Raw genomic sequence first — 21,852 nt, forward strand, 5'->3', positions numbered from 1 at the left:
CGTGGCATCCGCTCTGCCGTACAAGCCGAAGCCGGGGGAGATCCCCACCGACCCCGGCGTCTACCGGTTCCTGGATGCCGACGGTCGGATCCTCTACGTCGGCAAGGCCAAGAACCTCCGCGCCCGGTTGTCCAACTACTTCGCGCCGCTCCACACGCTCCACGAGCGCACACGGCGCATGGTGACGACGGCCGCGAAGGTCGAGTGGACCGTCGTGAAGACCGACATCGACTCGCTCCAGCTCGAGTACACCTGGATCCAGGAGTACTCGCCGCCGTTCAACGTCCGGTACAAGGACGACAAGTCCTATCCGTACATGGCGGTGACCCTCGCCGACGAGGCGCCGCGGGTCATCGTGACCCGCAACCGCCGCATCCGCGGGGCCAAGTACTTCGGCCCGTACCCGAAGGTCTGGGCGGTCCACGACACGATCGATCAGCTCATCAAGGTGTTCCCGATCCGCACCTGCAGCGACTCGTCGTACAAGAAGGCGATGGCCTCGGGGCGGCCGTGCTTCCCCGGGCAGATCGGCCGGTGCGGCGGTCCCTGCTCGATGAAGGTCACGATCGAGGAGCACCGCGCCATCGTCGACGACTTCGTCTCGTTCATGTCCGGGAGCGATAAGCGGTTCACGAAGCGGCTCGAAGCGCGGATGCGCGAAGCGGCGGCCGCGATGGACTACGAGGCCGCGGCGTCGTACCGCGACAAGCTGCAGGCGCTCGACGCTGTCCTCAACCGCAGCGCGCTCGTGCTGAGCGAGGACACGGACGCCGACCTGTTCGGCGTGGCCGAGGACGAGCTGTCCGCGGCCGTCCAGCACTTCGTCGTCCGCGGCGGACGTGTGCGCGGCGTCCGTGCGACGACGATCGACAAGGAGCTCGACATCTCCGGGCCCGACCTCGTGGATCAGATCCTGCAGCGCGCCTACGGGGCCGCCTCTGCCGAGGACATCCCGCGCCAGGTCCTCGTGCCGGCCCTTCCCGACGACTCGGCCGAGCTCGAGCAGTGGCTGCAGTCGCGGCGCGGCAAGAAGGTGACGGTGCAGATCGCGCAGCGCGGTCAGAAGGCCGACCTCATGCGGACGGCGACGCTCAACGCCCAGCAGGCGCTCATGCTGCACAAGACGCGGCGGACGAGCGACTACACGGCTCGCACCAAGGCGCTGACGGACCTGCAGGAGGCGCTCGGGATGACCGAGGCCCCGCTGCGCATCGAGTGCTTCGACATCTCGCACCTCGGCGGCACGGGGGTCGTCGCGTCGATGGTGGTGTTCGAGGACGGTCTGCCGCGCAAGGACCAGTACCGGTCGTTCTCCGTCGCCGAGACCACCGACGACACCGACTCGATGTATCAGGTGCTCACCCGACGGCTCGCGCACATCGACCGCGACGAGGCCGAGCAGGAGAAGATCGACCCGATGGCGGACGGTGAGGTGGATGCCACGCGCAAGCGCCCGCGCTTCGCCTATCGGCCTCAGCTGCTGCTCGTCGACGGCGGCCAGCCGCAGGTGCAGGCCGCGGCGCGTGCCCTGCGCGACGCCGGCCACGAGGAGATCGCCCTGTGCGGGATCGCGAAGCGTCTCGAGGAGGTGTGGCTGCCCGACGACGACTTCCCGGTGATCCTGCCGCGCTCCTCCGAGGCGCTCTACCTGCTGCAGCGGCTCCGCGACGAGGCGCACCGCTTCGCGATCACCCACCAGCGCAAGAAGCGCGGCCGGGACATCACGACGGTGCTGGCGGAGGTGCCCGGTCTCGGCGCGACGCGGATCAAGGCGCTCCTGCGTCACTTCGGATCGGTGAGCCGCCTGAAGCAGGCGACACCCGAGGAGATCCAGGAGCTGCCCGGGATCGGCCCGCGGCTCGCGGCCACGATCCACGCGCATCTGGCGGCCGGGTCGGATGCCGTGCCCTCGGGTGGTTAGGCTGAGATGACACGCGTGGAAGGCGGGGTACGGATGGACGGCCAGACGGCGGGCGAGGTCCTGATCGTCACGGGCATGTCCGGAGCCGGGCGCACGACCGCGGCGAACGCCCTCGAGGACCTCGACTGGTACGTCGTCGACAACCTGCCGCCCCAGATGCTGTCGCATCTGCTGGATCTCACGGCACTCGCAGCCGATGCGCTCCCGCGTGTCGCCGCGGTGGTCGACGTCCGCGGGCGCCAGCTCTTCGGCGAGCTGCCGTCCGTGACCCATTCGCTCCGCGACGGCCGTCAGTTGCGGGTGCTGTTCCTCGACGCCTCCGACGAGGTGCTCGTCCGTCGGTTCGAAGCCGTCCGTCGGCCCCACCCGCTGCAGGGGGAGGGGACGATCCTCGACGGCATCCGCCGTGAGCGCGAGCGCGTCGCTGCCATCCGTGAGGCCGCCGATGTCATCGTCGACACCAGCGCCCTCAACATCCATCAGCTGGCGAACCGCATCGTCGACCTGTTCAGCGCGGACGGCGACGCACGGCACACCGTCACCGTCATGAGCTTCGGCTTCAAGTACGGGTTGCCGCCGGACGTCGACCTCGTCGCGGACATGCGCTTCCTCCCCAACCCGTACTGGGAGCCCTCGCTGCGCGCCCTCACGGGGGAGGACGAGGCGGTCCGCGAGTTCGTGCTCGGTCAGGAGGGCGCACGCGAGTTCATCGACGCGTATGCGGCGGCCCTCCACCCCGTGCTCCAGGGGTATCAGCGCGAGAACAAACGTCACTCCGTGATCGCCATCGGATGCACCGGGGGCAAGCACCGCTCCGTCGTGACGTCGTTCGAGCTCGCCGAGCGTCTGGGCGCCGAACCGGGCGTGGCCGTACGGGTCACGCACCGGGACCTGGGTCGCGAATGACCGGTGCGCGAGTAAGCTGATCCTTTGTCCCCCTCGCCCCCACCGAAGGATCGCCGTGCCGCTAACTGCTGACGTGAAGACGGAACTCACCTCGGTGCGTGATCCGCGGCCGACGGCCCGCGTCGCAGAACTCACCACGATCCTGCGCTTCTCGGGCGGACTCCATTCGATCGCCGGCCGAGTGGCCGTCGAGGCGGAGGTCGAGACCGACATCCTGGCCCGACGTGTGGCCCGCGACCTCGTCGAGATCTACGGCGTCCGGCCCGAACTCGCGCACGTGCAGTCCTCCGGCGGACGGACGGCGAACCTCGTCGCGGTGCGCGTCATCGAGGGCGGCGAGACCCTGGCCCGCCAGACGGGTCTGCTCGACAACCGTCGGCGACCGGTCCGCGGACTCCCGAACAAGCTGACCACCGGCGCACGCCCCGACCTCGCGGCCGTGTGGCGTGGCGCCTTCCTCGCGACCGGCACCCTGTCCGATCCGGGCCGTTCGGCGGCGCTCGAGGTCGCCTGCCCTTCGGGCGAGGCGGCCATGGCGCTCGTCGGTGCGGCGCACCGTCTCGGGATCGCCGCCAAGGCGCGCGAGGTCCGCGGCGTGCCGCGCGTCGTCGTCCGCGACGGCGAGGCGATCCGCGCGACCCTCCTCATGATGGGTGCGCAGAAGACCGCCGCCGCGTGGGAGGAGATGCGGCAGCGCCGTGAGGTCCGCGCCGGCGTGAACCGACTGGTCAACTTCGACGACGCCAACCTGCGCCGTTCCGCACAGGCGGCGGTCGCCGCCTGTGCCCGTGTCGAGCGTGCGCTCGAGATCCTCGGCGACACCGTCCCGCCGCACCTGAAGCAGGCCGGCGACCTCCGCCTCGCGCACCGCGACGCGAGCCTCGACGAGCTCGGCCACCACGCCGATCCGCCGCTGACGAAGGATGCCGTGGCGGGCCGCATCCGCCGTCTCCTGGCGATGGCCGACAAGAAGGCCGCGCAGGACGGCATCCCCGACACCGAGTCCGCCGTCCCCGCCGGTCTCGAGGACTGACGGGATACATCCCCTCTTCACGGGAAGCAACCGGGTGTCCGGCGGGTTGGCCCTCAATAGGATGAATCCGACCGGCCGCGCCGTGCGCGCGGCACCGACAGAAGGAAGAGGACATGGCGAAGTACACGCTGCCTGAGCTCCCGTACGACTACTCCGCGCTCGAGCCGAGCATCAGCGGCAAGATCATGGAGCTTCACCACTCGAAGCACCACCAGGCGTACGTCACCGGAGCGAACACCGCCCTCGAGCAGCTCGCGGAGGCGCGGGAAACCGGCAACCTCGCGAACGTCAACAAGCTCGAAAAGGACCTCGCGTTCAACCTCGGCGGACACGTCAACCACTCCATCTTCTGGACCAACCTGGCCCCCCCCTCGCAGGGCGGCGGCGGCGAGCCCGAGGGCGAGCTGCGCGCGGCGATCGACGAGTTCTTCGGCGGCTTCGACAAGTTCCAGGCGCACTTCACGGCCGCTGCCACCGGCATCCAGGGCTCCGGGTGGGCCGTCCTCAGCTGGGACCCGATCGGCCAGCAGCTGATCATCCAGCAGCTGTTCGACCAGCAGTCGAACACGGCGCAGGGGACCATCCCGATCTTCCAGCTCGACATGTGGGAGCACGCCTTCTACCTCGACTACCTCAACGTCAAGGCCGACTACGTCAAGGCGGCCTGGAACATCGCCAACTGGCAGAACGTCGCGCAGCGTCTCGACGCCGCCCGTGACAAGACGGCGGGCCTGCTCTAGTAGTAGGGTCGTTCACAGGTGAGGATGCCGGGCTCCTCCCGGCAACGGGGGCGAAGCCCCGGCATCCTCTCTCTTTTCCAGCACATCGCGAGTCGACCCCGTTCACGGGGCGTACGCGACGAAAAACGGGAGACAACGTGTCTGTCAAGATCGGCATCAACGGCTTCGGCCGAATCGGACGCAACTTCCTCCGCGCGGCTCTCGCGCAGGGAGCTGACCTGGAGATCGTGGCGGTGAACGACCTCACCGACAACAAGAGCCTCGCTCACCTCCTGAAGTACGACTCCGTCGGCGGTCGCCTGGACGCCGAGGTCTCGTACACCGAGGACTCGATCAGGGTCAACGGCAAGACCATCAAGGTCTTCGAAGAGCGCGACCCCGCCAACCTCCCCTGGGGCGAGCTGGGCGTCGACATCGTCATCGAGTCGACCGGCCGCTTCACGAAGGCTGCGGACGCCAAGAAGCACATCGACGGCGGTGCGAAGAAGGTCATCATCTCGGCACCGGGCACCGACGTCGACGGCACCTTCGTCATGGGTGTCAACGACGGCACCTACGACTCCGAGACGATGCACGTCATCTCGAACGCGTCCTGCACCACGAACTGCCTCGCCCCGATCGCCAAGGTCTTCAACGACAACTTCGGCATCGAGCGCGGCTTCATGATGACGGCCCACGCCTACACGGCCGACCAGAACCTGCAGGACGGCCCCCACGGCGACCTGCACCGTGCGCGCGCTGCGGCGATCAACATCGTCCCCGCCGCCACCGGCGCCGCCAAGGCCATCGGCCTCGTGCTGCCCGAGCTCAACGGCAAGCTGAGCGGCTCGTCGTACCGCGTTCCGGTCCCCACCGGCTCGATCGTCGACCTCACGGTCGTCACCCCGACCGAGGGCCTGACCGCCGAGGTCATCAACGCCGCCTTCGAGAAGGCCGCTGCCGAGGGCGAGCTCGTCGGGTACCTGAAGTACAACACCGACGCGATCGTTTCGAGCGACATCCAGCTCGACCCGCACTCCTCGGTCTTCGACGCCGGCCAGACCAACGTGTCGGGCAACCTCGTGAAGATCTCGTCCTGGTACGACAACGAGTGGGGCTACTCGAACCGCCTCGTCGACCTCACCGAGCTCGTCGCCAGCAAGCTCTGACGATGGCTCTGCGCACCCTCGATTCGCTGGGTTCGCTCGCAGGCAAGCGCGTCATCGTCCGTGTCGACTTCAACGTCCCCCTGAAGGACGGCGTCATCACGGACGATGGCCGCGTGCGTGCGGCTCTGCCGACGCTGTCGGCGCTGGTCGAGCAGCGAGCTCGCGTCATCGCGGTCTCCCATCTCGGCCGGCCCGACGGCGCCCCGGAGGCGAAGTACAGCCTCGCCCCCGTCGCCACGCGGCTGTCGGAGCTCCTCGGCACGGACGTCGCCTTCGCGACCGACACGGTCGGCGACTCCGCTCGCGGCACCGTGGCGGGCCTCGAGGACGGGCAGGTCGCCGTCCTCGAGAACCTCCGCTTCAACGCGGGGGAGACCGCGAAGGACGACGCGACCCGTCGCGCGTTCGCCGAGCAGCTCGCGTCGTTCGGTGACGCCCTCGTCTCGGACGGGTTCGGTGTCGTGCACCGCAAGCAGGCGTCGGTCTACGACCTCGCCGAGCTGCTGCCCTCCGCTGCCGGCCTCCTCATCGAGAAGGAGGTCGACGTCCTCGACCGCCTGACCGAGCGTCCGGAGCGTCCGTACGCGGTCGTCCTGGGCGGCTCGAAGGTCAGCGACAAGCTGGGCGTGATCGAGCACCTCCTGCCCCGCGTAGACAAGATCCTCGTGGGTGGCGGGATGCTGTTCACCTTCCTCGCGGCACAGGGGCACAAGGTCGGCAAGAGTCTCCTCGAGGTCGATCAGCTCGAGACGGTCCGCGGATACATGGAGACGGCGCGCGAGCGCGGGGTGGAGCTCGTGCTCCCCGTCGACGCCGTGATGGCCGCCGGTTTCGCCGCCGACGCCGATCACGTCGTGGCATCTGCCGATGCGCTGGAGGACACCCCCTTCGGTGCAGACGGCATGGGCCTCGACATCGGACCGAAGACGGCGGAGCTGTTCGCCGACGCGATCCGCGGCGCGAAGACCGTGTTCTGGAACGGCCCGATGGGCGTGTTCGAGATGGCGGCGTTCGCCGAAGGGACCAAGACGGTCGCCCAGGCGCTGACCGAGGTCGACGGCCTGTCGGTCGTCGGCGGCGGCGACTCCGCGGCCGCCGTCCGTCAGCTCGGATTCGACGACGACCAGTTCGGCCACATCTCCACCGGTGGTGGGGCCAGCCTCGAATTCCTCGAGGGCAAGAAGCTGCCCGGATTGGAGATCCTCGGATGGGAAGCGTGACCCGCAAGCCCCTCATCGCCGGCAACTGGAAGATGAACCTCGACCACCTGCAGGCGGTCGCGTTCGTCCAGAAGCTGCACTGGACGCTGAAGGATGCCGCGCACGAGACCGACTCGGTCGAGGTCGCGGTGTTCCCGCCGTTCACCGACATCCGCACGGTGCAGACGCTCATCGACGCCGACAAGATCCCGTTCGCCCTCGGTGCGCAGGACGTGTCGACGAAGGACTCGGGCGCCTACACGGGTGAGGTCTCCGGAGCGTTCCTGAAGAAGCTCGACGTCGACTACGTGATCATCGGTCACTCCGAGCGACGCGAGTACCACGGCGAGACCGATGAGGTCGTCGCGGCGAAGGTCCAGGCCGCGCTGCGTCACGGGCTCGTGCCGGTGATCTGCGTGGGCGAGACGCTCGAGCAGCGCGAGGAGTCCGGCCCGACCGCCGTGTCGGTCGCTCAGCTCCGCGCCGCGCTCGAGGGTGTGCCCTCGGACGCGGACGTCGTGGTCGCCTACGAGCCGGTCTGGGCGATCGGGACCGGACAGGTCGCGTCGCCCGAGCAGGCGCAGGAAGTGTGCGCCGCGCTGCGTACGGTGCTCTCCGAGAGCCTCGGGGATGCCGCGGCCGAGCGCACGCGCATCCTCTACGGCGGATCGGTGAAGTCCGGCAACATCGCGAGCTTCATGCGTGAACCCGATGTCGACGGCGCCCTCGTCGGAGGAGCGAGCCTCCTCGCCGACGAGTTCGCCGCCATCATCCGCTACCAGAAGCACGTCGGCGTGTGATCCTGAGCGGTGCGGCGCCTCGCGGCGTCGCACCGCTCAGCCGGTATACTCGTGCGAGCGCTGAGCGACTCGGCGACCCGAAAGGCTTTCAACGACTGTGGACATCCTCCAGCTTGTGCTGCAGGTGCTGCTGGGACTCACCAGCCTCCTGCTCACTCTCCTGATCCTCCTGCACAAGGGGCGCGGCGGCGGCCTCTCCGACATGTTCGGCGGCGGCATGAGTTCGGCGATGGGGTCCTCGGGCCTCGCCGAGCGCAACCTCAACCGCTTCACGGTCGTGCTCGCACTCGTCTGGTTCGTCGCGATCGTCGCGCTGGGCCTCATCACGAAGTTCCAGAGCATCTGATGGCGACCGGGGGCAACGCGATCCGGGGCACCCGCGTCGGTGCCGGACCGATGGGGGAGCAGGACCACGGTCACCACGCCGACCGTGTGGCCGTCTCATACTGGGACGCACTCGGTAACGAGACGGTGCGCTACTTCGCGGCCGGCATCTCGGAGGAGGAGATCCCCGAGACGATCGACTCGCCGCACTCGGGCCTTCCGGCCGGTCGCGACAAGGCGAACCCGCCCGCGCTGGCCAAGACCGAGCCCTACAAGACGCACCTCGCGTACGTGAAGGAGCGTCGCACGGACGAGGAGGCGGAGTCGATCCTGGACGACGCCCTCAAGCAGCTTCGGGAGCGCCGCGGTCAGGACTGATCGCTGCCTTTCACACCGATACGACCCCGGGTTCGCTCAGAACTCGGGGTCGATCAGTTCTTCGGGCACGCCCTGCGCGGCGGCCTCGTCGACGAAGAACACCGTCTGCTTGCGCCCCTTCGCCCCGGCGGCGGGGACGGAGTGGTAGCTCGCGCCGGCGAGCGCCAAGCCCAGCGCGGACGCTTTGTCGGTGCCGGGGAGGACCAACCACACGCGCCGGGACGAGTTGATCACCGGACGGGTCAGGGTGATCCGCTCGGACGGCGGCACGGGGGAGTGTCGCACCGCGAGGACGGCGTGTTCGGTGTCGGAGATCTCGCTGCGATCCGGGAACAGTGATGCGATGTGCCCGTCGGGTCCGACGCCCAGGAACGCCAGGGTGAACCGTGGCCAGGGCAGGTCCTCGGCGGCGAACGAGGCCAGCTCCGCCGCGTAGTCGGCGGCCGCTTCGTCATGGCTGCGCCCGGCGTCGGAGGCGGCGATGGGGTGGATGTTCGCCGCCGGGACGTCGATGTGGTCGAGGAACGCGGCGCGTGCCGCCGTCTCGTTCCGCTCCGGATCGTCTGCCGGGATGAAACGCTCGTCCCCCCACCAGAAGTGGACCTTCGACCAGTCCACCTCCCGCCGGCGATCGCTCTCGCCCGCCGCGTGCAGCACGGCCGTTCCGGCGGTGCCCCCGGTCAGCAGGATGTGCGTCGTCTTTCCCTCGGCGGCGCGTGCGGAGACCCGCTGAAAGAAGCGCTTCGCGACCCCTCGGGCCAACGTCTGCGCGTCAGGACGGACGACGACACGCTTCTCCGCGCGGAACTCCGACATGCGACTCCTACCTCGTGGGAGGGTCGAGGAGCTCCCACCCTTCGGTGATGACTCGACCATACAAGAGGTCGGGATCGAGACGGCGCAGTTCCTCCGCGAGGCACTCGCGCAGGGATCGCCGCGGCAGCACGATGTCGTGCGTCGGCTGGCCGGGCTGAGTGAGGGTCGCGTCCGTGGCGCTCGAGCGTTCGAGGACGATGTCACCGGAGTCCCGCGAGAGCGTGACAGAGCGGATGCCGTGGGCCCACTCGTGCTCGTCCGTGTAGTGCCATTCGACCGGCACATCGAGCTTCATCCGCAGCCACGCGGCCAGCAGCCCGGTGGAGGGCGAGCTGCCCGCACCGACGACCGTCACGGCCGTGACGGACTCGTACGGCGGCTGGTCGAGGACGGCGGCGAGCTGCTCGCGCCAGTGGGTGAGCCTCGTCCACGCCAGATCCGTGTCACCGGGCGCGTAAACGGAGCCGAGCTGCGCGAGCCGGTCCTTGGCGAACGGCTTCGTCGAGGCATCCGTGATCCGCCGCTGCGCCATGCGACCGATCGCGGAGTGCGCGGGGTCGGTGGGCGGGTCGTCGGGCCACCAGGCGACGACGGGAGCGTCGGGGAGCAGGAGGCCGTTGACGAGGCTCTCCTGGTTGCCGGCCGCCGCACCCCGGGCGCGGAGGACGACCACCTCGCTGGCACCGGCGTCGCCGCCGACGCGGATCTGCGCGTCGAGCCCGGTCGGGGCGTCGGGTTGGACGACCAGGACGATGACGCGCATCGGGTGCTCGCGCGAGGCGGCGTTCGCGGCGTCGATGGCCTCCTCGTCGAAGCCCCCCGTGGAGACGATGACGAGGGTCAGCACGCGCCCGAGGGCGACGGCGCCGCCCTCCTCGCGCACGCTCACGAGCTTCTTCGCGATCGTGGACACCGTGGTGTCGGGCAGGTCGACGATCATGGGCGCCTCCAGACGCGGCCGTCGCGGGCCAGGAGCTCATCGGCGGACGGGGGACCCCAGGATCCGGGGGAGTACTGCTCGAGCGGCTCGTCCTGCTCTGCCCAGTGCTGCTCGACGGGGTCGAGGATGCGCCAGGACAGCTCGACCTCCTCGTGACGGGGGAACAGCGGCGGGTCGCCCAGGAGGACGTCGAGGATGAGGCGTTCGTAGGCCTCGGGGCTCGACTCGGTGAACGCGTGGCCGTAGCCGAAGTCCATCGTGACGTCGCGCACCTCGTTGCCCGCACCCGGGACCTTGGACCCGAAGCGGAGGGTCACGCCCTCGTCGGGCTGGATGCGGATGACGAGGGCGTTCTGCCCGAGCTGCAGCGCCTGCGAGCGCAGGAACAGCAGCGGCGGCGTGTGTTTGAAGACCACGGCGATCTCCGTGACCCGGCGGCCGAGGCGCTTGCCCGTGCGCAGGTAGAACGGCACACCGTTCCAGCGTCGGGTGGCGATCTCGAGCTTGATGGCGGCGTACGTCTCGGTCCGGGACTGCGGGTCCATACCGTCCTCGTCGAGGAAGCCGGTGACCTCTTCGCCGCCCTGCCAGCCGCCCGCGTACTGTCCGCGCGCGGTGGCGGTGGACAGGTCGTCGGGGAGCTTGACCGCGGCGAGGACCTTCTCCTTCTCGGCGCGGAGGTGCTCCGCGTCGAGCGAGATGGGCTCCTCCATCGCGGTCAGCGCGAGCAGCTGCAGGAGGTGGTTCTGGATGACGTCGCGCGCCGCGCCGATGCCGTCGTAGTACCCCGCGCGACCGCCGACGCCGATGTCCTCGGCCATCGTGATCTGCACGTGGTCGACGTAGTTCGCGTTCCAGAGCGGCTCGTACAGCTCGTTCGCGAAGCGCAGCGCCAGGATGTTCTGGACCGTCTCCTTGCCGAGATAGTGGTCGATCCGGAAGATGGCGTCGGCCGGGAAGGCGACCTCGAGGGCTTCGTTCAGCTCGCGGGCGGTCTGCAGATCGCTGCCGAACGGCTTCTCGATGACGACGCGTCGCCAGGTGTCCCCGTCCGCCGTCTCGTCGACGAGGCCGGAGTCGCGCAGCTGTCGCGCGACGACCGGGAAGTCCTTCGGCGGAATCGAGAGGTAGTACGCGTGGTTTCCCATGGTGCCGCGCTCGGCGTCGAGACGCTCCACCGTCTCGCGGAGCCGGGCGAAGGATGCCGCGTCGTCGAACTCGCCCTGCACGAAGCGGATGCCCTGCAGGAGCTGGTTCCACGTCTCCTCGCGGAAGGGCGTGCGCGCGTGCTGCCGCACCGCGTCGTAGACGACCTTCGCGAAGTCCTGGTCCTCCCAGTCGCGTCGGGCGAAACCGACCAGCGCGAACCCCGGGGGAAGCAGGCCCCGGTTCGCGAGGTCGTACACCGCGGGCATGAGCTTCTTGCGCGACAGGTCGCCCGTCACGCCGAAGATCACGAGCGCGCTGGGTCCCGCGATGCGGTTGAGGCGCCGATCATCCGGATCGCGGAGGGGGTTGTTCCCCCGCGAGATCTCCGCAGCCATCGGTCAGCGTGCGCTGTCGAGGGCCGTGCGCACCGTGCCCTGCAGGTCGTGCCACGAGACGATGAACTTCTCGACACCCTCGTCCTCGAGGACCTGGGTGACGTCCACCAGATCGATGCCCGCCTCGGCGAGCTGATCGAAGACCCGGTGGGCGTCCTCGTACGACCCGGTCACGGTGTCGCCGGTGATCTTCCCGTGGTCGAAGGTCGCCTCGAGCGTCTTCTCGGGCATCGTGTTGACGGTGCCGGGAGCGACGAGCTCGGTGACGTAGAGGGTGTCGGGGAGCGCCGGATCCTTGACGCCCGTCGACGCCCACAGGGGGCGCTGGACGTTCGCGCCCGCCGCGATGAGCTCGAGGGCGGCCGGCTCGGCGAACCGCTTCTCGAAGAGCTCGTAGGCCAGTCGGGCGTTCGCGATCCCGGCCTTGCCCTTGAGGGATGCCGCCGCGTCCGTGCCGATGGCCTCGAGACGCTTGTCGACCTCGGTGTCCACGCGCGAGACGAAGAACGACGCCACGGAGTGGATGGTCGCGATGTCGTGCCCGTTCTCCTTCGCCCGGCGCACGCCCTCGAGGTAGGCGTCGATGACCGCCGCGTACCGCTCGAGGCTGAAGATCAGAGTGACGTTGACCGAGATGCCCTCTGCCAGGACGGCGCTGATCGCCGGGAGACCGGCGAGCGTCGCGGGGATCTTGATGAGCGTGTTCGGCCGGTCGACCTTCGCCCACAGTTCCTTCGCCTGCGCCACCGTCGCGCCGGTGTCGTGAGCGAGGTCGGGGGAGACCTCGATCGAGACCCGGCCGTCGACGCCGTTCGTGCGGTCGAAGACCGGACGGAAGATGTCCGCCGCGTCGCGGACGTCGGTGGTCGTGATCTCGAAGATCGCGGTGTCGACGTCGGCGCCCTGGGCCGCGAGGGCCTGGAGCGGCGCGTCGTACGAGTCGTCCTCCGTGTTGCCGATGGCGGCCTGGAAGATCGACGGGTTGGTGGTGACGCCGACGACGTCACGCGTCTCGATCAGCTGCGCCAGGTTGCCGGTGTCGATCCGCGATCGCGACAGGTCGTCGAGCCAGATGCTGACGCCGGCGCCGGACAGGTCCTCGGTGGGGGTGCTCATGCGTTCTCCTTGACGGTTGCGCGGGCCGCTTCGACGACCGCATCGGCGGTGACGCCGAACTTCTCGAACAGGGTCTTGTAGTCGGCGGAGGCGCCGAAGTGGTCGATGCCGACGGTGCGTCCGCTGTCGCCGACGATGCCGCGCCACAGGCCGGTTGCGCCGGCCTCGACCGAGACACGCGCCTTGACGGATGGCGGGAGCACGGACTCGCGGTAGGCGGCATCCTGCTCCGCGAACCACTCGAGGCTTGGAACCGACACGACGCGCGCGCCGATCCCTTCGGCGGCGAGCGTCTCGCGGGCGGCGACGGCCAGCTGGACCTCGGAGCCGGTCGCGATGAGGATCACGTCGGGCTCGCCCTCGGGCGCCTCGAGCAGGGTGTACGCACCCTTCGCGACTCCCTCGGTCGTGGCGAAACCGTTCTCGCCGCGTGGGAAGACCGCGATGTTCTGACGCGTCAGCGCGATGCCGGTCGGACCGCCCTGGCGGCGCAGGATCTCGAGCCACGCCGCAGCGGTCTCGTTGGCGTCGGCGGGACGGACGACCGTGAAGTTCGGGATGAGCCGCAGGGTCGCCAGCTGCTCGATCGGCTGGTGCGTCGGGCCGTCCTCACCGAGGGCGACCGAGTCGTGGGTCCAGACGAACACCGAGGGGATGTCCATGAGGGCGGCGAGGCGCACGGCGGGACGCATGTAGTCGCTGAAGATCAGGAACGTACCGCCGAAGGGGCGGGTCGGACCGTGCAGCTTGATGCCGTTGACGATGGCGCCCATGGCGTGCTCGCGGATGCCGAAGTGCAGCACGCGCCCGTACGGGTCGCCCGACCACTCGTGCGTCGACCACTCGGCCGGGATGAAGCTCTTGGCGTCCTTGATCGTCGTGAGGTTGGACTCCGCGAGGTCCGCGGAGCCGCCCCACAGCTCGGGCAGCTCGGCAGCGAGGGCGTTGATGACGAGTCCGGATGCGGCGCGCGTGGAGACGTCCTTGCCGGGCTCGAACACGGGGAGCGCGTCCTCGATGCCCTCGGGCAGCGTGGCCGCTTCGAGGCGGTCGAGCAGCGCCTTGCGCTCGGGGTTCGCGGTGGCCCAGGCGTCGAAGGACTCCTGCCAGGCGGCACGGTCGGCGGCACCGCGCTCGGCGAGGGCGCGCGTGTGCGCGATCACGTCGTCGGCGACGGCGAAGCTCTCCTCGGGGTCGAAGCCGAGCACCTTCTTCGTCGCGGCGAGTTCGTCCGCGCCGAGCGCGGAACCGTGGATCTTGCCGGTGTTCTGCTTGCCCGGGGCGGGCCATCCGATGATCGTCTTGAGGATGATGAGCGAGGGCTTCGACGTCTCGGCCTTGGCCGCCTCGATCGCGTCGTAGAGGGCGGCGACGTCCTCGACGTACTCACCCGTCTTCTTCCAGTCGACCGTCTGGACCTGCCAGCCGTACGCCTCGTAGCGCTTCTGCACGTCTTCGGTGAAGGCGACGTTCGTGTCGTCCTCGATCGAGATCTGGTTGGAGTCGTAGATCGCGATGAGGTTGCCGAGCTGCTGGTGACCGGCGAGCGAACCGGCCTCGGCCGTCACACCCTCCTGCAGGTCGCCGTCGCCGGCGATGACGAACACGTGGTGGTCGAAGGGCGACGTGCCGGCCTCCGCCTCGGGGTCGAAGAGTCCGCGCTCGTAGCGGGCGGCGTACGCGAAGCCGACGGCCGAGGCCAGGCCCTGACCCAGCGGGCCGGTCGTGATCTCGACGCCCTTGGTGTGTCCGTACTCGGGGTGTCCCGGGGTCAGCGAGCCCCATGTACGCAGCGCCTTGAGGTCGTCGAGCTCGAGCCCGAAGCCGCCGAGGTACAGCTGGACGTACTGCGTCAGCGAGGAGTGGCCCGCGGAGAGGATGAAGCGGTCGCGGCCGAGCCAGTGGGTGTCGGTCGGGTCGTGGCGCAGCACCCGCTGGTACAGCAGGTACGCGGCCGGGGCGAGGCTCATGGCCGTTCCGGGGTGGCCGTTACCGACCTTCTCGACGGCGTCCGCCGCCAGCACGCGCGCGGTGTCCACCGCGCGCCGATCGATCTCGTCCCAAACCAGCTCTGACACCTGGAAGCCTTTCGTCGGTGAGTCCGCGCGGGCGTCCGCTTCTCAGGAAGAAGGAGGGGACGCCTGACGCCGGGATTTTCAGCATATCCATCCGAGCCCCTCGACGAGGCCGGGTCGACGCTGTGTGACGTGCGCTGTGAGCGAAGCCGGGGAGCGGGCGCGGAGGGACCCCGTCCGGGGGATGGCGTAGACTCGATCGGACGATCTACACGGCAGGGGCGATGGCACTCACGGACACCGGCGCGCGCGTATCCGCGCCCGCTCGACAGTCGTTCGGCCGCACCGTCCGCGCGTACGTCCAGTTGACGAAGCCGCGCGTCCTGGAGCTGCTGCTGGTCACGACCATCCCGGTCATGTTCCTCGCGGCGGACGGACTGCCCGATCTCTGGCTGATCCTGGCGACCGTCGTCGGCGGTGCCATGAGTGCCGGGTCGGCGGCATCCTTCAACATGTATCTGGACCGCGACATCGACGCGCACATGAAGCGGACCGAGAACCGTCCGCTCGTGACGGGCGAGGTCACGCCGCGCGGCGCGCTTGTCTTCTCGTGGACGCTCGCCGTCGTCTCGACCGTCTGGCTCTGGGTCTTCACGAACTGGGTCGCGGCGGCCCTCAGCGCCGGCGCGATCTTCTTCTACGTCGTGATCTACACGATCCTGCTCAAGCGTCGCACCGAGCAGAACATCGTGTGGGGCGGGATCGCCGGATGCTTCCCGGTCATCATCGGCTGGTCGGCCGTCACCGAGTCGCTCACGTGGACCCCGTTCATCCTCTTCCTCCTGGTGTTCCTCTGGACGCCGCCGCACTACTGGCCGCTCTCGATGAAGTACAAGGGCGACTACGCCGAGGTGGACGTCCCGATGCTGGGCGCGACGCGCAACGGCACGCAGGTGGGACTCCAGGTCATCCTCTACGCGTGGGCGACGGTGGCGAGTTCGCTCCTGTTGATCCCCGTCGCGCCGATGGGCCTCGTCTACACCGCCTCGGCTCTCGTGCTGGGCGGCTGGTTCATCTACGAGTCCCACGTGCTGTACGCGCGCGCCGTCCGCGCCGAGAAGGTCCGTCCGATGCGCGTGTTCCACGCGTCGATCACGTACCTGACCCTGCTGTTCGTCGCGATCGCGATCGACCCGCTGCTGCCCTTCTGACGCAGCGGGCCGACCGAGGCGATCAGCGTCCGGCGCCGTCGAGCACGGGCTGCGGCGTCGTGTCGGACGCGTCCTGGGCTGCTGCGGACGGCGGAGCGTCCTCCGTCGCTGCTGCATCCTGCGCCGTCGCGGGCTCGTCGTCCGCGGCCCGCTGTGCGCGCGTCGCGACGGCGAAGGCGCGGAGTGCTCCCAGCGTGAAGGCGAGCAGCAGGCCGATGGCGCCGACGCCCACGAGGATCGCGCCGAGGACCGCCCAGATCTGGCCGACGTAGACGTCCACTCCGGTCGCGGTGCCGGCGGTCAGGGCCGTCTCCATCTTCGCGAGCTTGTCCATGAGGACGACGCCGCCGGCGGCTCCGGATGCGAGCGAGCCGGCCACGAGCAGCCAGAACGGGATGCTGCGGGTCAGGCGGGGGCGGGTGTTCATCGATTCTCCTCCGGGTCGAGGTCGCCCGCTCTCGGGCGACCCGGGCCACTGTTCCCGACCCACCCTGACGGAACCGATGCGCCGCCTATGAGGTTTCGGTGTGCGCCGGCGCCTTCAGCCGCAGGACGACGACGGTCATCGCCGCGGCGGTGAGGGCGGCGAGCACCATGTGCACGCCGACGGCGAGCTCGGGCAGGCCGTTGCGCGCCTGGTAGAGGCCGACGAGGATCTGCACGGCTTCGGCGGCCAGCAGGACGCCCACCCACGTCCGAGTCGAGAGCCCCCGGCGCCACGCCACCACGGCGAGGGTCACCGTGAGCGCGAGCAGCGCGTACCCGGGCCACGCGTGCACGTGCTCGAGGATCTCGGCGTTGAATCCGTTGCGGCCGGCGGCGGCGTCACCGGAGTGGGGACCCGCTCCGGTCGTGAGCACCCCGAACGCGATGGTCAGGGCCAGCACGCCGGTGGTGAGGTGCGTCAGCCGCGCGTACCAGGCGGGGACGACGCGCACGCGGGCGCCGCCGGGCTCGTCGAGGCGGACGAGGAACGCCGCGCAGACGCAGACCAGGATGAGCGACACGACGTAGTGGAACCCCACGATGAACGGGTTGAGGCCCGTGAGGACAGTGATGCCGCCGACGATCGCCTGGGCGACGACGCCGCCGAGCACGATGAGCGCCAGGACGAAGAGATCGCGGCGGGTGCGACGCATCCGCCACACGAGGACGACGACGGCGAGGGCGAGGATGCCGACGAGGCCCGTCAGCGTGCGGTTGCCGAACTCGATCACGCCGTGGATGCCCATCTCGGGGGTCGCGACGAGCGAGTCCGCGGTGCAGGTCGGCCAGGTCGGGCAGCCGAGACCCGAACCGGTCAGACGCACGGCGCCGCCGGTCCCGATGATGAGGGTCTCGGCGAGGAACGACAGCCACGCGACGACGCGCAGCAGGCGCGGGACCCGGGTCGTCGGCGGGGCGGTCGGTGTCGACGCGGTGATCAGCATGGGTCGCCTCCGGGCGAGGGCCGGCACGCCGCGGGGGATGGCCGTGCCTGTAGAATGAAGCTGTCGGCGAGCGCGATCCCCATCGCAGCCCGCACAACGATTCTAGGCGCGGTCTCGCGTCATCAGAGCGGCCAGCAGCGGCATCCCCCTCGTGCACTCCTCTCGCGGGAGGGAATGCCGGAACGGATGACACCGTTGCCGCCCGTGAGGAGGAAAGTCATGTCGGATGTGCTCATCGACCGTCCCGAGCTCGAAGGGCTGGGGGTGTACGAATTCGGCTGGCACGACGCCGATGCCGCCGGTGCCGTCGCCCAGCGGGGTATCAACGAGGACGTGGTCCGCGGGATCTCCTCGCTGAAGAACGAGCCGGAGTGGATGCTGAAGACCCGTCTGAAGGGGTATCAGCTGTTCGGGCGCAAGCCCATGCCGACGTGGGGTGCCGATCTGTCCGGCATCGACTTCGACAACATCAAGTACTTCGTGCGCTCGACCGAGAAGCAGGCGCAGACGTGGGAGGACCTCCCCGAGGAGATCCGCAACACGTACGAGAAGCTCGGCATCCCCGAGGCGGAGCGCCAGCGCCTCGTCGCCGGTGTCGCGGCGCAGTACGAGTCCGAGGTCGTCTACCACCAGATCCGCGAGGACCTGGAGCAGCAGGGCGTCATCTTCATGGACACCGACACGGCGCTGCGCGAGCACCCCGAGTTCTTCGAGGAGTACTTCGGCACCGTCATCCCCGCCGGCGACAACAAGTTCGCCGCGCTGAACACGGCCGTCTGGTCGGGTGGCTCGTTCGTCTACGTCCCGAAGGGCGTGCACGTCGAGATCCCGCTGCAGGCCTACTTCCGGATCAACACCGAGAACATGGGCCAGTTCGAGCGGACGCTGATCATCGCGGACGAGGACAGCTACGTCCACTACATCGAGGGCTGCACCGCCCCGATCTACAAGAGCGACTCGCTGCACTCGGCTGTCGTCGAGATCATCGTGAAGAAGAACGCCCGCGTGCGCTACACGACGATCCAGAACTGGTCGAACAACGTCTACAACCTCGTCACCAAGCGCGCCGTCGCCCATGAGGGCGCGACCATGGAATGGGTCGACGGCAACATCGGCTCGAAGGTGACGATGAAGTACCCGTCGATCTACCTGATGGGCGAGCACGCCAAGGGCGAGACGCTGTCGGTCGCCTTCGCCGGTCCCGGTCAGCACCAAGACGCCGGCGCGAAGATGATCCACATGGCGCCGCACACGCAGTCCTCGATCGTCTCGAAGTCGATCGCCCGCGGCGGCGGTCGTGCCGGTTACCGGGGCGAGGTCCGGGTGGACGCGAACGCGCACCACTCCGCCAACACCGTCCGCTGCGACGCGCTGCTAGTCGACACGATCTCGCGGTCCGACACCTACCCGGCTATCGACATCCGCGTCGACGACGTCCAGCTCGGCCACGAGGCGACCGTCTCGAAGGTCAGCGAGGAGCAGCTGTTCTACCTCATGAGCCGCGGCATGCCCGAGGACGAGGCGATGGCGATGATCGTGCGCGGCTTCATCGAGCCGATCGCCCGCGAACTGCCCATGGAGTACGCCCTCGAGCTGAACAAGCTCATCGAGATGGGCATGGAAGGATCCGTCGGCTGATGACGACAGCGACTCAGGCCCCCGCATCCGATGCGAAGGGCCACATCGACCCTGCGGCGACGTTGACGGAGACCACCGTCCCCGTCCAGACCCGGTCGGAGCGGCCGTGGTCGTTCGACCCCGCGGACTTCGGCACGCCCACCGGCCGCGAGGTCAACTGGAAGCACACGCCGCTCGACCGCGTCGCTCCGCTGCTGGCGGACGAGGAAGCCCCGCACGACGTGATCGGCGTCGAGGTGTCCGGTCCGGATGCGGTGGAGCACCGTCGTCTGCAGAAGGACGAGGCGCCCCGCGGCGAGGTCTTCCGTCCCGAGGACGTGGTGAGCGCGATCGCGTGGTCGCAGGAGCCGGAGGCCCCGCTCATCCGCATCCCTGCGAACGCCGAGCTCGACGAGCCTGTCGTCGTGACCCTCACCGGTCGCGGTGGCGTCGCGCACGCGCACGTGGTCATCGAGGCCCAGCCGAACTCGCGCGGGACGGTCGTGCTCCGGCACGAGGGATCCGCGGCTCAGGCGCAGAACGTCGAGATCATCGTGCGCGACGGCGCGGCCCTGACGGTCGTCTCGGTGCAGCGCTGGGACGACGACGCCGTGCACCTCGCGGCGCACCAGGCCCGCGTCGACCGCGACGCGTCGCTCACGCACATCGTCGTGAGCCTCGGCGGCGGTCTCGTCCGCGTCAACCCGTCGGTCGAGCTCGCCGGTGCCGGCGCGCAGGGACGCCTCTACGGGCTGTCCTTCGCCGACGCCGGTCAGCACCTCGAGAGCCAGGTCTACCTGCACCACAAGGGCGCCCACACCAACGGCGACGTGCTCTACAAGAGTGCGCTGCAGGGTGCGTCGGCCCGCACGGTCTGGATCGGCGACGTCCTCATCGGACCGGATGCCGTGGGCACCGACTCCTACGAGGCGAACCGCAACCTCGTCCTCACCGACGGTGCGCGCGCCGACTCCATCCCGAACCTCGAGATCGAGACGGGTGACATCGTCGGCGCCGGGCACGCTAGTGCGACCGGACGCTTCGACGACGAGCAGCTGTTCTACCTGCAGGCCCGCGGGATCGACGAGGAGCAGGCCCGACGCCTGGTCGTCCTCGGCTTCCTCGCCGAGATCGTGCAGAAGATCGGCATCCCCTCGCTCGAGGACGAGTTCATCGCCGCGATCGAGGCGGAGCTGGCCGGCGGGAGCGACGCATGACCGCCCAGAAGGTGCTGCAGCTGAGCGACCTGACGCAGGACACGGCCGTGCGCGTCGAGGTCGACGGTGTCGCTATCGCCGTCGTGCTGGACGGTCAGGGCGAGGTGCACGCCATCGGCGACACCTGCACGCACGGCGACATCTCGCTGGCCGACGGTTTCGTCGAAGGCGACTCGCTCGAGTGCTGGGCGCACGGGTCGGCGTTCTCGCTGCGCACCGGGCGCCCCCTGAACCTGCCGGCTTACGAGCCGGTGCCCGTCTACGAGGTCACGATCGACGGGGACGACATCCTCATCGACCCCGCCGTGACCAAAGCCGTGAACTGAAGAAAGAAGCTGACATGTCTGTCCTCGAGATCCGCGACCTCCACGTGACGGTCGAGACGGAAGCCGGCGAGACCCCGATCCTGAACGGCGTGACCCTCACCGTCCGCACGGGCGAGACCCACGCCATCATGGGCCCCAACGGTTCCGGCAAGTCGACCCTCGCCTACACGATCGCGGGCCACCCCAAGTACACCGTCACCGGCGGCACGATCACGCTCGACGGCGAGGACGTCCTCGCGATGTCGGTCGACGAGCGCGCCCGCGCCGGCTTGTTCCTCGCGATGCAGTACCCGGTCGAGATCCCCGGCGTGACGGTGACCAACTTCCTGCGCACCGCGAAGACGGCCGTCGACGGCGAGGCGCCGTCGATCCGTTCGTGGACCAAGGACGTCAAGCAGGCGATGCAGAACCTGCGGATGGATCCGAAGTTCGCCGCGCGCAACGTGAACGAGGGGTTTTCCGGCGGTGAGAAGAAGCGTCACGAGATCCTCCAGCTCGAGCTCCTCAAGCCGAAGCTCGCCGTGCTCGACGAGACCGACTCGGGCCTCGACGTCGACGCGCTGAAGATCGTGTCCGAGGGTGTGAACCGTGCCAAGGAGCAGACCGACATGGGTGTGCTCCTGATCACGCACTACACCCGCATCCTCCGCTACATCCAGCCCGACTTCGTCCACGTGCTCGTGAACGGCCGCGTGGCGGAAGAGGGCGGCCCCGAGCTCGCCGCGCGCCTCGAGGAAGAGGGGTACGACCGTTTCCTCGCCCCCGTCGCGGGCGAGCAGGCCTAGGATCGTCGCATGACCGAGACGCTCGCACCCGAGAAGTACGACGAGGTCACCGAGGCCCTCAAGGACGTCATGGACCCCGAACTCGGGGTCAACGTCGTCGACCTGGGGCTCATCTACGACCTCGGGTGGGATGACGAGAACGACGCCCTCGTCATCCATATGACCCTGACCTCCGCCGGCTGCCCGCTGACGGACGTGCTCGAGGAGCAGACCGGACAGGCGCTGGACGGCGTCGTCGACCGCTTTCGGATCAACTGGGTGTGGATGCCGCCGTGGGGCCCCGAGCGGATCACTGATGACGGCCGCGACATGATGCGCGCGCTCGGCTTCTCGATCTGACCGAATCCGCGAGAGGGGCGGTGCGACCACGTCGCACCGCCCCTTTC

22 protein-coding genes are annotated in these 21,852 nt (G+C 69.2%); 15 read left to right on the top strand and 7 right to left on the bottom strand.

The genetic code is table 11. The annotated features are described in order from the left end of the window. Position 1: 1 nt before the first annotated feature. The 9 genes from uvrC to Q9S36_RS00695 all read left to right on the top strand — a co-directional run bounded on the left by uvrC (position 2) and on the right by Q9S36_RS00695 (position 8,449). Positions 2-1,921, top strand: coding sequence for an excinuclease ABC subunit UvrC (uvrC, locus tag Q9S36_RS00655; protein ID WP_311283563.1), 1,920 nt, complete (start codon positions 2-4; stop codon positions 1,919-1,921). A gap of 33 nt (positions 1,922-1,954) precedes the next feature. After that, the gene (gene rapZ, locus Q9S36_RS00660) at positions 1,955-2,827 is read left to right on the top strand and encodes an RNase adapter RapZ (RefSeq protein ID WP_217531341.1); all 873 of its coding nucleotides are present in this window, start codon (positions 1,955-1,957) and stop codon (positions 2,825-2,827) included. Between the two features lie 55 nt (positions 2,828-2,882). Further along, complete coding sequence (gene whiA, locus Q9S36_RS00665) at positions 2,883-3,860, top strand: DNA-binding protein WhiA (protein WP_311283564.1); 978 nt, start codon at positions 2,883-2,885, stop codon at positions 3,858-3,860. 113 nt (positions 3,861-3,973) lie between these two features. After that, positions 3,974-4,600 (top strand): Fe-Mn family superoxide dismutase, encoded by a 627-nt coding sequence (locus Q9S36_RS00670; protein ID WP_311283565.1) that lies wholly within the window; start codon positions 3,974-3,976, stop codon positions 4,598-4,600. Positions 4,601-4,737: 137 nt separating this feature from the next. Beyond that, positions 4,738-5,748, top strand: coding sequence for a type I glyceraldehyde-3-phosphate dehydrogenase (gap, locus tag Q9S36_RS00675; protein ID WP_311283566.1), 1,011 nt, complete (start codon positions 4,738-4,740; stop codon positions 5,746-5,748). Positions 5,749-5,750: 2 nt separating this feature from the next. After that, complete coding sequence (locus Q9S36_RS00680) at positions 5,751-6,968, top strand: phosphoglycerate kinase (protein WP_311283567.1); 1,218 nt, start codon at positions 5,751-5,753, stop codon at positions 6,966-6,968. Continuing rightward, a complete protein-coding gene (gene tpiA / locus Q9S36_RS00685; protein WP_217531320.1) occupies positions 6,956-7,747 on the top strand; it encodes a triose-phosphate isomerase in 792 nt (263 codons plus the stop codon). Before Q9S36_RS00680 ends, tpiA begins: the two co-directional genes overlap by 13 nt. Before the next feature lie 97 nt (positions 7,748-7,844). Continuing rightward, positions 7,845-8,093: a preprotein translocase subunit SecG gene (gene secG / locus Q9S36_RS00690; RefSeq protein WP_064002293.1), complete on the top strand. Its 249-nt coding sequence runs from the start codon at positions 7,845-7,847 to the stop codon at positions 8,091-8,093. Next, entirely contained in the window at positions 8,093-8,449 is a 357-nt protein-coding gene (locus tag Q9S36_RS00695; protein ID WP_064002292.1) for an RNA polymerase-binding protein RbpA, read from the top strand. The genes secG and Q9S36_RS00695 overlap by 1 nt, the downstream gene beginning before the upstream one ends. 36 nt (positions 8,450-8,485) lie before the next feature. Here the strand turns inward: Q9S36_RS00695 and pgl are convergent, their stop codons facing one another. From pgl to tkt, 5 genes are read right to left on the bottom strand one after another with little or no spacing between them, the layout of a single operon-like run. After that, complete coding sequence (pgl, locus tag Q9S36_RS00700) at positions 8,486-9,265, bottom strand: 6-phosphogluconolactonase (RefSeq protein ID WP_311283568.1); 780 nt, start codon at positions 9,263-9,265, stop codon at positions 8,486-8,488. Between the two features lie 7 nt (positions 9,266-9,272). Continuing rightward, positions 9,273-10,205 (bottom strand): glucose-6-phosphate dehydrogenase assembly protein OpcA, encoded by a 933-nt coding sequence (locus Q9S36_RS00705; RefSeq protein WP_217531322.1) that lies wholly within the window; start codon positions 10,203-10,205, stop codon positions 9,273-9,275. Continuing rightward, complete coding sequence (zwf, locus tag Q9S36_RS00710; protein WP_253034470.1) at positions 10,202-11,749, bottom strand: glucose-6-phosphate dehydrogenase; 1,548 nt, start codon at positions 11,747-11,749, stop codon at positions 10,202-10,204. Before zwf ends, Q9S36_RS00705 begins: the two co-directional genes overlap by 4 nt. A 3-nt stretch (positions 11,750-11,752) precedes the next feature. After that, positions 11,753-12,865 (bottom strand): transaldolase, encoded by a 1,113-nt coding sequence (tal, locus tag Q9S36_RS00715; RefSeq protein ID WP_311283569.1) that lies wholly within the window; start codon positions 12,863-12,865, stop codon positions 11,753-11,755. Further along, positions 12,862-14,943: a transketolase gene (gene tkt, locus Q9S36_RS00720; protein ID WP_311283570.1), complete on the bottom strand. Its 2,082-nt coding sequence runs from the start codon at positions 14,941-14,943 to the stop codon at positions 12,862-12,864. The genes tal and tkt overlap by 4 nt, the downstream gene beginning before the upstream one ends. Positions 14,944-15,164: 221 nt before the next feature. Here tkt and Q9S36_RS00725 point away from each other — a divergent pair, with 221 nt between their 5' ends. Further along, positions 15,165-16,091 carry a heme o synthase gene (locus Q9S36_RS00725; RefSeq protein WP_311283571.1) on the top strand — a complete coding sequence of 309 codons (927 nt, stop codon included), beginning with the start codon at positions 15,165-15,167 and terminating at the stop codon, positions 16,089-16,091. Positions 16,092-16,113: 22 nt separating this feature from the next. Here the strand turns inward: Q9S36_RS00725 and Q9S36_RS00730 are convergent, their stop codons facing one another. Together Q9S36_RS00730 and Q9S36_RS00735 are read right to left on the bottom strand one after the other, a co-directional pair. Continuing rightward, a complete protein-coding gene (locus Q9S36_RS00730; protein ID WP_311283572.1) occupies positions 16,114-16,518 on the bottom strand; it encodes a dinucleotide-utilizing enzyme in 405 nt (134 codons plus the stop codon). Positions 16,519-16,603: 85 nt separating this feature from the next. Then, positions 16,604-17,521: a COX15/CtaA family protein gene (locus tag Q9S36_RS00735; RefSeq protein WP_311283573.1), complete on the bottom strand. Its 918-nt coding sequence runs from the start codon at positions 17,519-17,521 to the stop codon at positions 16,604-16,606. 219 nt (positions 17,522-17,740) lie between these two features. On the opposite strand from Q9S36_RS00735, the gene sufB reads away from it, so the two are divergent. The 5 genes from sufB to Q9S36_RS00760 are packed head-to-tail and all read left to right on the top strand — an operon-like array spanning position 17,741 to position 21,805. Further along, positions 17,741-19,159 carry a Fe-S cluster assembly protein SufB gene (gene sufB, locus Q9S36_RS00740; RefSeq protein WP_064002283.1) on the top strand — a complete coding sequence of 473 codons (1,419 nt, stop codon included), beginning with the start codon at positions 17,741-17,743 and terminating at the stop codon, positions 19,157-19,159. Further along, positions 19,159-20,355 (top strand): Fe-S cluster assembly protein SufD, encoded by a 1,197-nt coding sequence (sufD, locus tag Q9S36_RS00745; protein ID WP_253034465.1) that lies wholly within the window; start codon positions 19,159-19,161, stop codon positions 20,353-20,355. Before sufB ends, sufD begins: the two co-directional genes overlap by 1 nt. Next, the gene (locus Q9S36_RS00750) at positions 20,352-20,681 is read left to right on the top strand and encodes a non-heme iron oxygenase ferredoxin subunit (RefSeq protein WP_064002281.1); all 330 of its coding nucleotides are present in this window, start codon (positions 20,352-20,354) and stop codon (positions 20,679-20,681) included. Before sufD ends, Q9S36_RS00750 begins: the two co-directional genes overlap by 4 nt. A gap of 14 nt (positions 20,682-20,695) precedes the next feature. Continuing rightward, the gene (gene sufC, locus Q9S36_RS00755) at positions 20,696-21,466 is read left to right on the top strand and encodes a Fe-S cluster assembly ATPase SufC (protein WP_253034464.1); all 771 of its coding nucleotides are present in this window, start codon (positions 20,696-20,698) and stop codon (positions 21,464-21,466) included. A 9-nt stretch (positions 21,467-21,475) separates the two neighbouring features. Then, a complete protein-coding gene (locus tag Q9S36_RS00760; protein WP_064002279.1) occupies positions 21,476-21,805 on the top strand; it encodes a metal-sulfur cluster assembly factor in 330 nt (109 codons plus the stop codon). Positions 21,806-21,852: the final 47 nt, after the last annotated feature.

It is taken from the genome of Microbacterium sp. ARD31, assembly GCF_031844425.1.

Excerpts from the sequence above, each read along its gene's own strand:
- rapZ (WP_217531341.1), top strand. The coding sequence starts at position 1,955 with ATGGACGGCCAGACGGCGGGCGAGGTCCTGATCGTCACGGGCATGTCC.
- Q9S36_RS00670 (WP_311283565.1), top strand. The coding sequence starts at position 3,974 with ATGGCGAAGTACACGCTGCCTGAGCTCCCGTACGACTACTCCGCGCTC.
- Q9S36_RS00680 (WP_311283567.1), top strand. The coding sequence starts at position 5,751 with ATGGCTCTGCGCACCCTCGATTCGCTGGGTTCGCTCGCAGGCAAGCGC.
- tpiA (WP_217531320.1), top strand. The coding sequence starts at position 6,956 with ATGGGAAGCGTGACCCGCAAGCCCCTCATCGCCGGCAACTGGAAGATG.
- Q9S36_RS00695 (WP_064002292.1), top strand. The coding sequence starts at position 8,093 with ATGGCGACCGGGGGCAACGCGATCCGGGGCACCCGCGTCGGTGCCGGA.
- pgl (WP_311283568.1), bottom strand. The coding sequence starts at position 9,265 with ATGTCGGAGTTCCGCGCGGAGAAGCGTGTCGTCGTCCGTCCTGACGCG.
- Q9S36_RS00705 (WP_217531322.1), bottom strand. The coding sequence starts at position 10,205 with ATGATCGTCGACCTGCCCGACACCACGGTGTCCACGATCGCGAAGAAG.
- zwf (WP_253034470.1), bottom strand. The coding sequence starts at position 11,749 with ATGGCTGCGGAGATCTCGCGGGGGAACAACCCCCTCCGCGATCCGGAT.
- tal (WP_311283569.1), bottom strand. The coding sequence starts at position 12,865 with ATGAGCACCCCCACCGAGGACCTGTCCGGCGCCGGCGTCAGCATCTGG.
- Q9S36_RS00725 (WP_311283571.1), top strand. The coding sequence starts at position 15,165 with ATGGCACTCACGGACACCGGCGCGCGCGTATCCGCGCCCGCTCGACAG.
- Q9S36_RS00730 (WP_311283572.1), bottom strand. The coding sequence starts at position 16,518 with ATGAACACCCGCCCCCGCCTGACCCGCAGCATCCCGTTCTGGCTGCTC.
- Q9S36_RS00735 (WP_311283573.1), bottom strand. The coding sequence starts at position 17,521 with ATGCTGATCACCGCGTCGACACCGACCGCCCCGCCGACGACCCGGGTC.
- sufB (WP_064002283.1), top strand. The coding sequence starts at position 17,741 with ATGTCGGATGTGCTCATCGACCGTCCCGAGCTCGAAGGGCTGGGGGTG.
- sufD (WP_253034465.1), top strand. The coding sequence starts at position 19,159 with ATGACGACAGCGACTCAGGCCCCCGCATCCGATGCGAAGGGCCACATC.
- Q9S36_RS00750 (WP_064002281.1), top strand. The coding sequence starts at position 20,352 with ATGACCGCCCAGAAGGTGCTGCAGCTGAGCGACCTGACGCAGGACACG.
- sufC (WP_253034464.1), top strand. The coding sequence starts at position 20,696 with ATGTCTGTCCTCGAGATCCGCGACCTCCACGTGACGGTCGAGACGGAA.
- Q9S36_RS00760 (WP_064002279.1), top strand. The coding sequence starts at position 21,476 with ATGACCGAGACGCTCGCACCCGAGAAGTACGACGAGGTCACCGAGGCC.